The sequence below is a fragment of the Enterococcus dongliensis genome (genome assembly GCF_031927985.1).
GTDB lineage: Bacteria > Bacillota > Bacilli > Lactobacillales > Enterococcaceae > Enterococcus_A > Enterococcus_A dongliensis.
Genome location: NZ_JARPZC010000007.1, coordinates 99,741 through 115,707 on the forward strand (window position 1 = coordinate 99,741; position 15,967 = coordinate 115,707).

Sequence of the window (15,967 nt, forward strand, 5' to 3'; positions counted from 1 at the left end):
TGATTTTCTACTCCTATTTCGTAATAATGAACTATTTTTTAAGGAAAAATTATTTCCGCTTTTTAGTACATACTTGCTCATTTCTCAAACTTTGAAAAAGAGCTTCGGTCAGTTGCTACGTCATCCAGCCACCAGCGACCGGCAAAATAATCCCGGTAGTATAACTGGCTTCTTGGGAAAACAGATAACTGCAAGCCGCAGCGATTTCGCTTGGTTTTGCTAAGCGTCCTAAGGGAATCGCTGATTTTAAATCAACCAACTCTTGTAAATCCCAATTGTCATTCATCCTCGTTTGTACTGCTCCAGGAGCTACGACATTAACGGTGATTCCTAAAGTTGCGACTTCTTTCGCATAGGCTTTTACAAAAGCTTCTTGGGCTCCTTTAACAGCACTATAAACAGTTTCCATGCTGCTTCCACGATGACCATAGACTGAACCAATAAAAACGACACGTCCATTACTATTTTTAGCTAACTTTCCTTGCAATTCTTGTAACAAAAGTAACGGCGTCTTCAAATGGACCTGCCATAAGGCCTCCATTTGGTCTGCTTTTGTCTCAGGCAGTAATTCATAGAAAGTAAATCCTGAGGCAAAAACGATCCCATCAACTTGGAATAATTGTGCTAAAAAACTAGGGATTTCCGCTTCTTTTAACATGTCTAAGGATACCATAAAAAAATCTTGCTGAGGATAACGTTTCTGTAAGTCTGAAACGAAATTTAAAACTTTTTCTTTTTGTTGATTATAGTGGCAATACAAAGACCAGCCTTGTTCAGCTAATTTTTCGCAAACGGCCTGTCCGATATCACCGCTAGCTCCCATTACTAACGCGTAAGGCATCATGCATCCCCTTCATTTTTTCCTAGCCTGTAAATATTTCATTTTTAACTACTGAATACTAATTAGAAGCGGCAGTATGCGTGTCTTTTTCCATATAAAATCGTGTGAATGCTTCTTCATGAATGAATAATTCACCGGCGGCTAAGATATCGGTCAATTTGATTTCTTGAATGATTTCCGGCATATCAAACAATGTCCACTCGCCAAACAGAGATTGAGTAAATTGATTGGCGACATATTCTAGCGAGTTCAATGATTGGAAATATTTTCCTAACATTTTTTTCTTTAATAAGGCTAGATTTTTTTCGTTCACTTCAGGATCGTTGGCAAACTGTAACAAGATCTCTGTTAACCGCTCTGCTAATTTTTCTGGTTTTTCACTGTCTCCGCCAAAATCTGCAAAATAAAAACTACGATCTAGTGAAAATTCAAAACCAAAACTGTCATCTAATAATCCTTCATTGTACATATGCAAATAATTTTTCGAAGTTGGCCCGAGCAATAATTGGAATAGCAGATCCATTGAGATTTTGAAGATCAACCGCTGTTTATCATCTTGGGGCAATTCTGCCAGCCCTTTGATACCAACGATTGCTTTGGGTACTGTAATCGACATTTGTTCTTTGCTGAATTTGACGATCTCATCCGACGTCTCTTCTGGAAAACGTCGTTGGATTGGTTCAGGCATATCAAACGTTTTGGCTGCTTGATTTTCACGAATGAATGCCATCAAAGTTTCTGGTTCCAATTTCCCTACAACAAATAATGTCATATTACTAGGATGATAGAAAGTATTGTAACAAGTATACAGATCTTCGGCAGTGATATCTGCAATCGAATCAATCGTACCAGCAATATCGATGTGCAGCGGATGTTTAGGATACATATTTTTCAAAATAGCAAAAAATTGTTGCCAACTTGGATCATCTTGATACATTTGGATTTCTTGACCGATGATGCCTTGTTCTTTTTGAACAGATTCTTCCGTAAAATACGGTGCTTGAACAAAATCGATTAATGTTGCTAGATTCAATTCCAATTGATCTGTAGTAGAAAATAAATAACTAGTTCGAGTGAAACTGGTGAATGCATTAGCAGAAGCTCCTTGTTCACCAAATTTTTGAAAAACATCACCGTCTTCTTTTTCAAACATTTTATGCTCTAAAAAATGAGCGATGCCATCAGGGACCTTGACATAGTCTGTCCCACCCCGTGGAATGAACTCGTTATCGATTGAACCGTAATTAGTACTAAATAATCCATACGTCTTATGATACCCCGCTTTAGGCAATAAATAGACTGTCAAGCCATTAGGCAAAATCTCTTTATACAAGGTTTCATTGATTTTTTGATAAGTCACTTTATCCATTTTATTGTCCTCCATCTAAAAAGAAGATTGCTTGCAGACGGATTTTTTTTGCGACATGTTGAACATCTTCTGGTGTCACAGCTGCCAAGCGTCTCAACCATTCCTCGTCTGTCAGTTTACTTTTTGGCAACCATTGTGCCAAATACGTTGTCTCGATTGTATTTTGCATACTGTCCAGCCCCAACAAATAATGATTTTTCAACATCGCCTTTGTTTGTTGGAACGCCAATTCTGTAAAATCACCGGCTTGTAATTCAATCAATTGTTCATTGATCAAATGCAGCACTTTTTCTCGGTTAGCACTGTTGATCCCTGTCTGGACTTGTAAATATCCACGAAAAGTATCAAATGAACTTGAAGCATAATACGCCAAACTCGCTTTCTCTCGTACATTCATGAATAATTTTGAATGAGGGAATCCACCAAATAATCCGTTAAAAACTAGTAATGCAAAACGATCACTATCTTCATAATACACATCTGTCGCATAAGCTAGATTCAATTTCCCTTGGACCACAGCTTCTTGCACTTGTTGCTCACGAATCACATTATCCTTGGTCTGATAGTAATAGATTGCTGGAAAATCTTCTTCTCGTTCTGCAAAAGGCAATTGCTGGAACAGCTCTGCAACTTCTTTTTCCTCTATATCACCTATAACAAACAAATCTACTTGATCTTTAGTAATCATCGTATGATAATACGCCGCTAATGACTCACTGGTTTCATTTGCTAAATCAGCTACTGTACCAAAGCTTGGTAATTTTTGGGCTTCATCCGTAAAGTACGTTTCCTTGATTTTCAAAGAAGCCAACGTTTGTTTATCTTCTTGTAACGTTTCGATATAGCTTTGCAAGTTTTCCTTTTCTAATTGGAACGTCTGTTCATCAAATTTTCCATTATGAATATTAGGATAAAACAGTACTTCTTGTAAAAAATCTACTGCTTCAGATAAAAGCTTTGGATCATCGACATACTTTCCGTTAACGACACCTAAACCAACATCCAGCCAATGCAGATTGCCTTTACGTCCGACATTCAATCCAAAACTAGCACCGTATAATTCTGCTAATCGGCCGCTTAATTTGGTTTGGTCAGGATAATGCAAAGAGTTGGTCTCCAATAAATTCGCTAACAATGCTCGTTTCGTCATAATTTCTTTCGTTAAACGAGTAGTAAAACGTCCATAGACTTGAATCGTTTTATATTTTTTGGTTGTGATGACATGTAGGCGCACGCCTTTTTTTAATTCGATCATTACAAAGCTCCTTATTAACTATATTTTTGATAAAAAAATCTGGTTGTTCCTTCTCATTTTTGTTTTTTCATTAAGGTCAATTATAGCACAGGCATAAGCGAAGAACCGAGTCTGGCATTGGCTGGCAATCACTTTTATTTCAAATTTTTTCTTCTTTCGTTATACTGAAAATGAAAAGAAAAAGAGGAGTGACAAAATGTTTAAAGAATTTAAAGAATTTTTGATGCGCGGCAACGTCATCGACCTTGCCGTTGGTGTGGTAATCGGGACTGCTTTTACCGCGATCGTCACGAATGTCGTCAATGGATTGATCACACCGCTAGTCGGATTGATTGTTTCATTATTTACTAAAGGAAAAGATCTAAACGAAGCCATGTCTGTCTTAGATTGGACACCTGTCAAAGGGGTGACTTTTGCTTTTGGCGATGTCGTTAGTGCTTTGATCACATTTGTTATTACTGGTTTTGTATTGTTCTTAATCGTTAAAGCCGCAAACAAAGCTCGTGACACTGCTGCTAAAAAAGAAGCTGTCGTTCCTGAAGTTCAAATTCCAACAGCCGAAGATTACTTAGCAGATATTCGTGATCTTTTAGTTGAACAAAAAAAAGCCTCAACTAAGGACAAATAAAAACCATGGAGCAATCGCTCCATGGTTTTTAAATTGCTTCTGTTAGAAATTCGATTTCTACTGTGCGAGTCAATACATCGGAATAGCTGTATGAAACACGTTCGAAAGAATTTTCCTCTGGGTCCAAATCTACTACAAACACGGAAGGGTATGTCTCAGTTAAGATCCCTTTGCGTTGCGTTTGACGCTTGCGCCCGGTTTGAGCTACGAGCATGATTGGCGCACCAATACGATCTTCCAAATTTTTCTTGATAGACGCTAAAGTTGTTGGCATACAGTTCACCTCAATATACATTATAGCACAAATCCAAAACTTTACAATGTTATCATAAGATAAAAAGATTTGCAACTTTCTATCTGTCCATCAGAAAATCATTGGTTTCCATTATATTTTTATAGTAGTTAGTTTCTTTTTTATTTTATTTTTCGCACGGTTCAGTGCATTATGAATCGCTTTTTCAGATTCATCCAAGCGCTGTGCGATCATAGCTGGGTCTTCTCCTTTTAAATAATAGTACAATGAACAATTTTCTAAAGAAGAAAGTGTCACTTCTCCAGCTAATAACATTTCACTGATATAGATATTCTCTTCCATACACTCATGGTAATGAAATTGTTCGCTGAAGGCCTCTAATCCAACTTTTTCAATCGACACAGCTTGTTGTTGTGCGAAGCGGTTTTGGGCCTGCTGCCGCCGCAAAAGAGAACGGATGCGATTTTCAAAAATCATCTTGTAATAAAGGCCAAACGTCGTCCCACGTCCCAAGCGATAACTTTGCAAGGCATCATTTAACGCGATTCGTCCTTCTTGCAGCCAATCATCGTAATCGAAATCACGAATGAGGTACCGTGACTGCATACTGTATACGATTGGCAAATACTGACTGAACATTTTTTCAAAAGCAGCACCATCGATTGTTTCCAAATGCGTTGTTTCTTCCATTTTCTCCACTCCTCTCAACCACTTCAAGCATACACGTTGAGTAAAGAAGAGGGAGGGATTGTTCATCGATTTATTTTTTTTGGCTCAATTCGTCCAATTTTTGTGACAATTTTTGTAATTGTTCATTATTCCATGGAGAATTACGACGAAAATTTTTAAAATGCGTATCTTCAGTATCACCTGTGATCAACGCCTCAGTTTGTTGCAGCGTTTTATACAATTCTCGTGCAGATGTCCGAAGAGCCCCTTGTGAAAAAATCGTCCATTGTTCAGCCAAATCACTCGTTGCTACGGTCACTTGTGTCAACCGATCATTCAACTCGCCGGCGATCCGTTCGATGTAACTATCGGCGGTTTCGTCTTCTTTTGTAAAAACTACTGTCAGCTGATATTTTTTATAACTTTGTGTAATTCCTGGAACAAATTGCGCATCAAAAACAACGATTGTTTCCAATCCTTGATATTTCGCGAAGTTAGAAAGACGAAATAATAGTGCCTCTCGCGCTTCTTCTAATCGATCTTGATTTTTCAAGGCAGTCAATTCAGGCCAAGCCCCGATCATATTATATCCGTCAACGATCAGTAATTGTTTTTTCATTACGATTCACTTCGCTTTCGGAAGACTTCGTACATCAATAGCCCCGCAGCAACTCCTGCATTCAAACTTTGAACATGCCCAGTCATCGGAATCGTCAGCATCTCGTCGACTTCCTTTTTCAAACCAGCACTCATCCCTTTGCCTTCATTGCCGATAATCAAAGCAATCGGTCCAGCAACTTTCCATTGACGATAATCAGTCCCGTCCATATCAGTTCCAAAAATCCAATAACCAGCTTCTTTTAATTGCTTGATACTTTGTGACAGGTTCGTTACTCGTGCAATCGGCACGTATTCTACCGCACCTGTCGATGCTTTGGTCACAACTGGTGTAATCCCAACGGAGCGATGTTTTGGAATGATCACTCCAGATACGCCGCTGGCATCAACTGTTCGTAAAATCGATCCAAAATTATGAGGATCTTCTAAACTATCTAAAATAAGTAGAAAAGGGGCTTCCTCTGAGGAAACCTTTGTCAATAAATCTTCTAACGTTAAATATTCATACGGAGTAATCCCTAAAACGACTCCTTGATGAACACCACCATCACTTAATGTATCTAATTTTTGTTTTGGTACCCATTTTACCGGGACTGCTTGTTCTTTAGCTAGTTTTTTTAATAGATCAATCTTGTCTCCGTGAGCATCTTCTTGTAAAAATAATTTATTCCCTCGACCAGCTTGTAATGCTTCTACGCTGGCATGATGGCCAAAGGCAAAATTATTTTCTTCTGACTCTGCTACCTCAACTTGTTCTTTACGCTGTCTCTTAGAGCGGTCATTTTTTTGCTGAGTGCGTCGGTCATTTCCTCGGTATTGTTTTTTATCCTTCATTTGCTTCACCTGCTTTCTCTAAACACCATGTGATTAATTCTTCTAATCGTTCTTGCCGTTTCAATAAATGTAGATATCCCATCAATGCTTCAAAACCTGTGGACATACGATAAGTCATGATCGTAGTATTTTTGGCGGAAGTATAACTTTTGGCATTTCGTCCTCGGCGATAGATTCCCTGTTCTTCTTCTGACAACATATCTTCATCCAACATTTTTTGAATCAACATTGCTTGAGCTTTAGCCGAAACATAATGTGTCGCTAAATGGTGTAGTTTATTAGGACGGGGCTGGCCATTTTGCACAAGATGGTCTCGGACATATGTTTCATAGATTGCATCGCCTACATACGCCAGTGCTAGTGCATTCAATTGTTTATAATCTGTCATTATGCTCGTCTCCAACGGACACCTTGTGGCGTGTCTTCTAAAATAATTCCTTGTTCTTTTAATTGATCGCGGATCTCATCACTGCGAGCAAAATTTTTATCTTTTCTTGCTTGATTCCGTTCTTCGATCAATTGATCAATTTCTGCATCTAATAATCCGGCTGCTTGAAATTCGATACCAAAAACGGTCAACATTTGTAAAAATTCATCCAATGCCGCTGATAGAATAGCTGTTGATACTTGTTTTTGTTCACTGTAATGGTTCAACCATTTTGCTACTTCATAAACAACTGTAATCCCATTTGCTGCATTAAAATCATCATCCATCTCTTCGATGAAGCGACCTTTCAATTCCTGCAATTCAACTAACTTTTCTTGATCATCTGACAAAGAGACTTCTGCTGTCGTTTGTCGGAACGTTGCATTTTCAAAAGTCGTCCGTAATTTTTGCAGATTGGCTTGAGCATCTTTTATTGTTGCCTGACTGTAACGAATCGGACGACGATACTGTGTCGTTGCCATAAAGAAACGCAACACTTGCGGATCGATTTCTTTAACTAAGTCATGAACAGTCACAAAATTGCCAAGTGATTTGCTCATTTTCACATCATCTTCACCGATTGTTACATACCCATTATGCATCCAATAATTGGCAAATCGTTTACCGGTCTTTGCTTCACTTTGAGCAATCTCATTTTCGTGATGGGGAAATTCTAAATCTTGTCCGCCACCATGAATGTCGATTGTATCACCTAAGTGTTTTGTCGCCATCACAGAACACTCGATGTGCCAACCAGGACGACCTTCACCCCAAGGAGACGTCCAAGAGATCTCGTCGGGTTTTGCGCTTTTCCATAAAGCAAAGTCTAAAGGATCTTCTTTGATCGCTTGTTCTGCACCAGTACGTTGACTAGCACCAACTTCTAATTCATCGATCGATTGATCACTTAATTCACCATAGTGGGCAAATTTACGTGTCCGATAATAAATGTCTCCTTGCGCTTCATAAGCATAGCCTTTCTCAATCAATATCTCGATAAATGCAATGATATCTGGAATGTGATTGATTACTCGCGGATGCAAAGTCGCAGGTTTGACGTTCAATGCCGCAGTGTCTTTTTCAAAAGCCGCAATAAAACGATCAGCAACTTCAGGAGCGGTGATTGCTAATTCCTTTGCTGCTTTGATGATTTTATCGTCTACATCAGTAAAATTCGATACATAGTTCACTTCATAGCCGCGATATTCAAAATATCGTCGTATCACGTCAAAAGCGATTGTACTACGAGCATTTCCGATATGGATATAGTTATAAACAGTCGGTCCGCAGATATACATTCGGACTTTATTTTCTTCGATGGGTTTAAAAAGTTCTTTTTCTCGTGTCAACGTATTGTGTATTTTAATCATGTTGAACCCTCTTTCCTTTTATTTTTACTACTTTTGCCGGTACCCCTACAGCAGTTGTATCCGCTGGTATACTTTTTAAAACGACAGCACCTGCACCAATTTTAGCATTTGCCCCAATTTCAACCGGACCTAAGATCTGGACATTGGCCGAAATAAACGCTCCTTGACGTACAGTTGGATGACGTTTTCCGGTATCTTTTCCTGTTCCGCCTAATGTCACTCCATGAAACAAAACTACATCTCGTTCGATTTCAGCTGTTTCACCGATTACCACACTCATTCCATGGTCAATAAAAACTCCAGGGGCAATCTGTGCACCAGGATGGATTTCGATTCCTGTCCAAAAACGCCAAATTTGCGAATGGATTCGTGCCAATAGAAAGCGTCGATGCCGATAAAGAAGATGTGAAAATCTATGAAAAAATAATGCATGGACTCCCGGATAAGTGAGAACCACTTCCAACCCCGACTTGACTGCCGGATCATTTTTTTTTGCTGCTGTGATTGCTTCTTGCCACCACCCCATTTACTTCAACTCCTCGTGTTCATTTGTTTTTTCTAAAAAATCCCATTTTATGAATCTGCTGTCGTCCAACAAAATAAATTTACTGACATTTAAGGCAATTATTTTCTGTAATACGTTCTATATTGTTCAATTAGTTATGTTCTCACGTAAAAAATATTTCTTTACTGAGAGTCGTTGTTTTCACTCAACATTGCGTTGTTATGTATCTTAGTGAATAAAAAAAACGTCCTTTGAGTTTCCTCAAAAGACGCTTTTACGTGGTTCCACTTTTGTTTGCAGTTATGCCTTGAAACAGGTAACGTCTGTGAACCGTCCTTAGCTACATATCGCTAAGACCACTCCGAGATGCATTTCGCAAACATTGATTTGATCACTCTCACCAGCCGTGGTCTCTCTGAAAAATCGTTGTTTGCTACTTCTTCTCTTCATTATGTTTAGAGTACTTGATTTAAATGTGCTAAAGCTTTTTCTTTACCTAATAATTCAACCGTTTCTGGCAATTCAGGACCATGTACCATTCCGCTAACTGCTACTCGAATCGGCATCCAAAGATTTTTCCCTTTTACACCCGTCTCTTTTTGTACAGCTTTGATTGCTGCTAAAACGCTTGGTGCATCCACTGTTTCCAATGCTTCTAATTGTGCTTTGAACGCATTCAATACGGTCGAAACATCCTCACCTGCTAAAACTTCTTTAGCAGCCTCATCTAGTTCAAGCTGATCTTGGAAAAACAAACTAGAAATTTCGGTAATCTCAGCAGTGTAACTCATTTGTGGTTGGTATAAGCTGACTACGCGTTTCACCCAAGCTTTGCGTTCTGGTGTCGGATTTTCTTCGACTTTACCAGCCTTGATTAAATAAGGCAAGCATAATTCAGTTAATTTATCCAAGTCAAGTGCTTTAATGTAATGGTTGTTGACCCATTCTAATTTTTTCTGATCAAATGCAGCAGGAGATTTGCTTAATCGTTTTGTATCAAAAAGCTTGATCAATTCTTCTTGTGAGAAAATCTCGTCTTCTCCAACTGGTGACCAGCCCAAAAGCGTGATAAAGTTGAACATTGCTTCTGGCAAATAGCCCAATTCACGATACTGTTCAATAAATTGTAAAATGCTTTCATCGCGTTTACTTAATTTTTTACCAGTCTCGGTATTGATGATTAATGTCATATGACCAAATGTTGGACGCGGCCAACCAAAAGCATCATAGATCATCAATTGTTTTGGCGTATTGGCAATATGATCGTCACCACGCAAAACATGAGTGATTTTCATCAAATGATCATCTACCGCTACCGCAAAGTTATATGTTGGCATCCCATCACGTTTTTGGATGATAAAGTCGCCGCCGATGTTGTCAGATTCAAAACTAATCTCACCTTTGACCATATCTTCAAAAGCAAAGCTAGTGTTGCGAGGAACACGAAAACGGATTACTGCTTCTAAGCCTTCTGCTTCTTTTTCGGCTTGTTCTTCTGGTGTCAAATGTGCACATTTTCCTGAATAGTGAGGCATCTCGCCGCGGGCACGTTGCGCTTCGCGTTCTTCTTCTAACTCTTCAGATGTACAGTAGCATTTGTAAGCTAAATTGCTAGCTAGTAATTGATCGATTAATGGTTGATAAATCTCACGTCGTTCAGATTGACGATATGGACCATATTCACCAGGATTTTCTGGCGATTCATCCCAATTGATTCCCAGCCAAGCTAAATTTTCTAATTGGCTTTTCTCGCCGCCTTCGATATTTCTTTTTAAATCCGTATCCTCGATTCGAATAATGAAATCTCCATCATTGTGGCGCGCAAATAAGTAATTGAACAACGCAGTTCGTGCATTTCCGATGTGTAAGTGTCCGGTTGGACTGGGTGCGTAACGCACACGAATTTTCGACATATTTTAGTTCCTCTTTCCCGCTTATTTAGCAAATCAAAATCATTTACTACTCAACACAAATTGTACAATCAATCGACTGTTTAGTAAAGCTGCACTGCTATTTTGCCGCTTTTTCATTGGTGTAATCTAATTTTTTTTCTGGCGATTCATCCTTGATGTTACGGCTTGAATGCGCTGGTTTAGCAAAAATCATCCGTCCAGCAGCCGTTTGTAAGGCACTTGTTACCACAACTTCGATTCGCTCATTCATGTAATGCTGGCCATCTTCTACGACGACCATCGTACCATCATCTAGATAAGCAACCCCTTGTTGCCGTTCAGTCCCGGCTTTTACAACTAAAACATTCATATTTTCACCAGGGATCACAACTGGCTTCACTGCATTTGCTAACGCATTGATATTTAAAACAGCGACATTTTGGAATTCAGAAACTTTGTTTAAGTTGTAATCGTTCGTTACGATTACACCATCCAATAATTTAGCTAATTTGATTAACTTGCTATCTACTTCGCTGATGTCTTCAAAATCACCATCGTACATTTCAACAGCGATTCCTTCTTCTTTTTGCAATGCGTTCAAAATGTCTAATCCGCGACGGCCTCGGACACGTTTCAAGCTGTCACCTGAATCGGCGATGTATTGCAATTCATACAACACAAAATTAGGAATCATCAATACTCCTTCTAAAAATCCGGTCTTTGCAATATCATAGATCCGACCATCAATAATGACACTCGTATCTAAGATTTTGTATTTATGAAAGTGATCATCGGCTTTGCGTTCAAGCACTTCCCCTTCATTTGTCTCGGCTTTTTTGTTTCGACTGCTGAAAAATTTCTTCAATTCATCAATCCGAGTCGTTCCCATTCGAAAACCTAGATACCCTAACAATAACATGATTAAAATCGGTAATGCGTTATTGATGAATGGAATCGGAATCTGATACAAAGGGGTCGTCCCGACCAATCCTAAAGTCAATCCTAAGATTGCACCGACCACTCCAAATAAGATATAAGTTAAGCTGAATTCATTTAATCGTTTTTCAATTCTTTTCACTCCAACCGAGATTGGTTCTACGATCGCCAAAGAAATAAAATAAAAAATAATTGCACCAATTAGGCCATCTGTAAGTGAATTATTCAGCCATATGTTGTCTGCATAGCCAATCGCTGTCCATGCTGCTGGTAAGAATGTGATTCCCAAACTAACTCCAACCAGTAAAACCATTACTGTCAACACACGTTTTTGCATGCCATCCCTCCTAAATTCTATTGATATTTTCATAATAAATTGTTTTGAATCGATGTGCCAGAAATCCATTCTGGCACCACTCAATTTATTAACGAAAGACTTTTCTTAATGTTTCTGCTAAAGTCGCCACCGGGATCAATTCGATTCCTTTAGGTGGTTTCCAATCGCCCATATTGTTCCTAGATAGATAGATTTTTTTAAAACCTAACTTAGCTGCTTCTTTGATTCGTTGTTCGACACTGCTGACTCGGCGAATCTCACCCGTTAGACCAATTTCACCAATAAAGCATTCAGTCGCTTCAGTCCCTTTTTCTTTGTAACTAGAAGCAATCGCCACTGCAACAGCTAAATCGATAGCTGGTTCATTCAGCTTTACACCACCGGCAGCTTTTAAGTAGGCATCTTGATTTTGGAGCAATAAACCCGCACGTTTTTCTAAGACTGCCATAATCAAAGATACCCGATTGAAATCTAGTCCTGTCGTCGTTCGTTTGGCATTACCAAAAACAGTCGGTGTCACCAAAGCTTGCACCTCAACTAAAATCGGCCGACTGCCTTCCATCGCTACGACGATGGCCGATCCTGTCGCTCCTTCTAAACGTTCTTCTAAAAAAACTTGCGAAGGATTGGCGACTTCGACTAACCCCTGTTCGCGCATTTCGAAGATGCCTAACTCATTCGTAGAACCAAAACGGTTTTTTACAGCCCGTAAAATTCGAAAACTGTGGTGTTTTTCTCCTTCAAAATATAAAACAGTATCAACCATATGTTCTAGCATACGCGGTCCAGCGATATTTCCTTCTTTTGTTACATGACCGACAATGAAAATTGCGATACCATTCGTTTTTGCCAGCTTCAATAATTCTGCAGTCGTTTCCCGAACTTGGCTGACCGAACCAGCAACACTAGAAATATCCGGCTGCGTCATCGTTTGGATTGAATCAATAATCACATAATCTGGCTTTAGATTTTCGATTGTCCGACTGATTTCACCCATATCTGTTTCTGCGTATAAATAAAAATCAGTCTCACTAGAACCTAACCGCTCTGCTCGCAATTTTATTTGCTGAGCACTTTCTTCCCCGGAAACATATAAAACTGTACCGCCAGTTGCGGCTAATTGATGGGATACTTGCAACAACAGCGTAGATTTTCCGATACCAGGATCGCCGCCGATCAGTACCAATGAACCTGGAACTACACCGCCGCCTAAAACTCGATTTAATTCGACCAGTTCCGTTTGAACACGTGTTTCTTTTTTAAAGACGACATCTTTTAATTTAGTCGGCTGTGCCCGTTCACCAGTCAAACTAACCCGATTCCGCCGATCTTCTGTATTTTGTTCAACTTCTTCCACCATTGTATTCCAATTGCCACAGTTAGGGCATCGGCCTAAATACTTAGGCGAAACATAACCGCATTCTTGGCAGATAAATTGTGTCTTGGTTTTTTTAGCCAAAACATTCGCCTCACTTGTTTGAATAATTTTTTATTGCTTATCTGAAGAACCAAAGCCACCAGTTCGCTCAATCACGGCTTCATCGTTATCGGCTTTTAAAAACGGCAAAAAGACCCCTTGACCGATCCGTTCGCCTTTTTTGATTTGAATATCGGTCAAACCAAAGTTTGAAAATTGAAACATGATGTGGCCTTCATTATCCGCATTATTATAATAATCGCTATCAATCACACCTACACCATTACTCAAGGTCAAAAAACGCTTCAGCGGATTGCTTGAACGATTGGCTAGCTGCAAGTATTCCTCCTGACCCATATACGCTTTAATTCCTGTAGGAACTAAAACCGGTTTGACGATTTTTTCAGCCACTGCTGAATTTTTTGAAAAATGTTGGATGATTTGTTTCCAAACTGCTGGAATTACGATATCTTCTGCAGCTTCAAAATCATAACCTGCCGCATTTTTCGTTGCTCTTTTTGGCAAATGGATTGCCTTATCTTGATAAGCTGTAATTACTTCAAAACCTCGTTTTTTCATCTTAAACTCCTTTGTGAAATATATTGCTATTCTACCATAGAGCAAGCAGCACTTCGAAAATCTTTTACGAAAACTCTATGGAAATTTAATGAATTTTCTGCGGGTAAAATTATTTCTCACTGATTCGTTCATCCAGTGACGGTAAACGATTGATATAAATATCGATTCGTTTGGCATAAGAAGGATTATCCTTATATGTTCTGATTTGTTTTTGCAACGTTTTAAGATCATCCGTCACGATGCCGTTGACATTCAGCGATACCATTCGATCCATCGCATCTGCATTGTTGACTGTCCAAGCATAGACATCTTTTTTCCCCTGATGGGCGCGTTGGACAAAATCTCCTGTCAAAGTTGTCTCTTCCATCGTATATCCATTGGCCGATGTTTGGGGGAAGACTAAATTATACGGCAAGATATAGCTGACATACAATTTAGGTGCTTTTTGTTTTAATCCAGTCACAACTTCATAATCCAACGAGTGAATCCGATGATGATGAGTCAAGATAGTTTGCTGGTACTTCTTGATAAATCGATCCAACATCTGCTTAGAATCGGCAGAAGTTGTTTTAATCTCGATCAATAACTTTTGTTGGTGTTTATTGGCAAAAGCCAAATAATCATCAAAACTTGCAATCGGCGCAACATGTCCATTTTCAACTGCTTGAATCGATTGCAGCTGACTTAATGTCAGATCATGAGTAGTTTTATCTTCTCCTGTTAATTTTTTTAAGTTCTCATCGTGAAAAACAACAAATTGATGATCTTTGGTTTCTTGAACATCCATTTCGATATAATCAGGTTTTTCTTGGATCGTTGCAGCCATTGCAGGAATCGTATTTTGTACACCATTACCATTGTCCACACCGCGATGAGAAATAGTTAGCGGGATGGAATCATTTAATCCAGATAAATAAAGAACATTGTTAAACAGCAACGAACCACCAAAGAAAATACACAAAATGACCGCGGCTATTCGTGTCCATAAACTAGGGCGAATCATTTGTAACGGACGCTCGCCACTAATTACTAGAGGATAAAATTTTTGAACTAAGATACTAAAATACAACACCGTCGCCCAAGCTAGCGTCAATTGACTAAAAAATTGGATACCCGTCAGTGTTACCATTGCACCGACTGCAGGAAACGGACGAGGCAGCAGATCCAAAACAGCTTGTAATACAAAACTTACCCCATAACCTATATAAGAAACTACGGTTAAAAAGATCGTTAAGATAAAGATCCGCCAAGCATAATGCCAAAAACGATGATACGTCAGTGCCAAACTTTTAGCGACCGCTTGTTTAGGAGATTGATCAGAAAAAATCATCAAGGGGAGGACAAATAATAGTCGAATCCCGATATAGGTGACTACTAATGACGCAAACAATAACAATAGCAGAAACAATAGATTCTCACTTAGATAGTCTAAAATAAAGACCGGAATTGTGACTTTACTCAGCAATGGTGTGCGAAAGATTGCATTAGCAAACGGCAGGATCAATAAAAAATAAAATAGAAAGAAAAAGAACGTTCCAGGACGTAAGTGCCGCATGTGATACAAAGACTGCTTAAAAAGCTCCCACAACGAACGATCTTCTTTCGTTTGAATACTTTTGATCCCAAACAATTGAAACGTGAATTGCAAAAAAATCAGTGTCAACACTAAGGCTAACAGCAACAATAAAGCCGCTAGAACAGCAGGATGCCGGGTGAAAATCATTAAGATATTCGTATTTGAAACATAAGGGATATCCCCTTGTTTTAAAATAAATGCGATCAAAAACTGAACACAAGGAATAACTACCATTTCTAAAACAATATTCGTGCCAACAATCAAAAGAATGTAACTTCCCCAATGGCGTAAAAACTCTCTTGAATAGGTAAAGAAAAAACGTAGTGAAGACATCTCTTGTCCCTCCTTGTATATTAGAGTTAGGGTTTTAACCTTCCGGTTTTAATTGGATAACCCTATGAACCATCGTTATTTTAATTTGGTATTAACTCATTCATTTTGAGATAATATATTTATTGGAT

General features: G+C 38.9%; 16 protein-coding genes and 1 other annotated feature. Of the genes, 1 reads left to right on the forward strand and 15 read right to left on the reverse strand.

The window, feature by feature from the left end:
* Window positions 1-115: 115 nt before the first annotated feature.
* Genes ymfI through yfmF form a run of 3 tightly spaced genes read right to left on the reverse strand, consistent with a single transcriptional unit; the run spans window position 116 to window position 3,465 of the window.
* Window positions 116-841, reverse strand: coding sequence for an elongation factor P 5-aminopentanone reductase (gene ymfI, locus P7D84_RS07135; protein ID WP_137603700.1), 726 nt, complete (start codon window positions 839-841; stop codon window positions 116-118).
* A 58-nt stretch (window positions 842-899) separates the two neighbouring features.
* Window positions 900-2,210 carry an EF-P 5-aminopentanol modification-associated protein YfmH gene (yfmH, locus tag P7D84_RS07140; RefSeq protein ID WP_311805731.1) on the reverse strand — a complete coding sequence of 437 codons (1,311 nt, stop codon included), beginning with the start codon at window positions 2,208-2,210 and terminating at the stop codon, window positions 900-902.
* Window position 2,211: 1 nt separating this feature from the next.
* Window positions 2,212-3,465 (reverse strand): EF-P 5-aminopentanol modification-associated protein YfmF, encoded by a 1,254-nt coding sequence (yfmF, locus tag P7D84_RS07145; RefSeq protein ID WP_311805733.1) that lies wholly within the window; start codon window positions 3,463-3,465, stop codon window positions 2,212-2,214.
* A gap of 196 nt (window positions 3,466-3,661) precedes the next feature.
* Here yfmF and mscL point away from each other — a divergent pair, with 196 nt between their 5' ends.
* Window positions 3,662-4,093 carry a large conductance mechanosensitive channel protein MscL gene (mscL, locus tag P7D84_RS07150; RefSeq protein WP_137603590.1) on the forward strand — a complete coding sequence of 144 codons (432 nt, stop codon included), beginning with the start codon at window positions 3,662-3,664 and terminating at the stop codon, window positions 4,091-4,093.
* Window positions 4,094-4,121: 28 nt separating this feature from the next.
* Here mscL and P7D84_RS07155 read toward each other — a convergent pair whose 3' ends face one another.
* The 12 genes from P7D84_RS07155 to P7D84_RS07210 all read right to left on the reverse strand — a co-directional run bounded on the left by P7D84_RS07155 (window position 4,122) and on the right by P7D84_RS07210 (window position 15,839).
* The gene (locus P7D84_RS07155) at window positions 4,122-4,367 is read right to left on the reverse strand and encodes a Veg family protein (protein WP_010782106.1); all 246 of its coding nucleotides are present in this window, start codon (window positions 4,365-4,367) and stop codon (window positions 4,122-4,124) included.
* A 111-nt stretch (window positions 4,368-4,478) separates the two neighbouring features.
* Window positions 4,479-5,036, reverse strand: coding sequence for a sigma-70 family RNA polymerase sigma factor (locus P7D84_RS07160; RefSeq protein ID WP_311805735.1), 558 nt, complete (start codon window positions 5,034-5,036; stop codon window positions 4,479-4,481).
* Between the two features lie 70 nt (window positions 5,037-5,106).
* Window positions 5,107-5,634, reverse strand: a complete 528-nt coding sequence (locus P7D84_RS07165) for an NYN domain-containing protein (RefSeq protein WP_137603592.1) — start codon at window positions 5,632-5,634, stop codon at window positions 5,107-5,109.
* Complete coding sequence (gene rlmB, locus P7D84_RS07170; RefSeq protein WP_311805737.1) at window positions 5,634-6,467, reverse strand: 23S rRNA (guanosine(2251)-2'-O)-methyltransferase RlmB; 834 nt, start codon at window positions 6,465-6,467, stop codon at window positions 5,634-5,636. Before rlmB ends, P7D84_RS07165 begins: the two co-directional genes overlap by 1 nt.
* The gene (locus tag P7D84_RS07175) at window positions 6,457-6,855 is read right to left on the reverse strand and encodes a Mini-ribonuclease 3 (RefSeq protein ID WP_311805739.1); all 399 of its coding nucleotides are present in this window, start codon (window positions 6,853-6,855) and stop codon (window positions 6,457-6,459) included. The genes rlmB and P7D84_RS07175 overlap by 11 nt, the downstream gene beginning before the upstream one ends.
* The gene (gene cysS / locus P7D84_RS07180; RefSeq protein ID WP_311805741.1) at window positions 6,855-8,264 is read right to left on the reverse strand and encodes a cysteine--tRNA ligase; all 1,410 of its coding nucleotides are present in this window, start codon (window positions 8,262-8,264) and stop codon (window positions 6,855-6,857) included. The genes P7D84_RS07175 and cysS overlap by 1 nt, the downstream gene beginning before the upstream one ends.
* On the reverse strand, window positions 8,257-8,790 hold the full coding sequence (gene epsC, locus P7D84_RS07185) for a serine O-acetyltransferase EpsC (protein ID WP_311805743.1): 534 nt from the start codon (window positions 8,788-8,790) through the stop codon (window positions 8,257-8,259). The genes cysS and epsC overlap by 8 nt, the downstream gene beginning before the upstream one ends.
* Window positions 8,791-9,030: 240 nt before the next feature.
* Window positions 9,031-9,228: a binding site (T-box leader), on the reverse strand.
* Entirely contained in the window at window positions 9,225-10,682 is a 1,458-nt protein-coding gene (gene gltX / locus P7D84_RS07190) for a glutamate--tRNA ligase (RefSeq protein ID WP_137603597.1), read from the reverse strand. Its footprint overlaps the feature before it by 4 nt.
* 97 nt (window positions 10,683-10,779) lie before the next feature.
* On the reverse strand, window positions 10,780-11,934 hold the full coding sequence (locus P7D84_RS07195; RefSeq protein WP_311805744.1) for a PIN/TRAM domain-containing protein: 1,155 nt from the start codon (window positions 11,932-11,934) through the stop codon (window positions 10,780-10,782).
* 88 nt (window positions 11,935-12,022) lie between these two features.
* Window positions 12,023-13,393, reverse strand: coding sequence for a DNA repair protein RadA (gene radA / locus P7D84_RS07200; protein ID WP_311805746.1), 1,371 nt, complete (start codon window positions 13,391-13,393; stop codon window positions 12,023-12,025).
* 30 nt (window positions 13,394-13,423) lie between these two features.
* The gene (locus tag P7D84_RS07205; protein WP_311805748.1) at window positions 13,424-13,930 is read right to left on the reverse strand and encodes a dCTP deaminase/dUTPase family protein; all 507 of its coding nucleotides are present in this window, start codon (window positions 13,928-13,930) and stop codon (window positions 13,424-13,426) included.
* Window positions 13,931-14,039: 109 nt separating this feature from the next.
* Window positions 14,040-15,839 (reverse strand): glycerophosphodiester phosphodiesterase, encoded by a 1,800-nt coding sequence (locus tag P7D84_RS07210; RefSeq protein WP_311805750.1) that lies wholly within the window; start codon window positions 15,837-15,839, stop codon window positions 14,040-14,042.
* Window positions 15,840-15,967 lie beyond the last annotated feature (128 nt).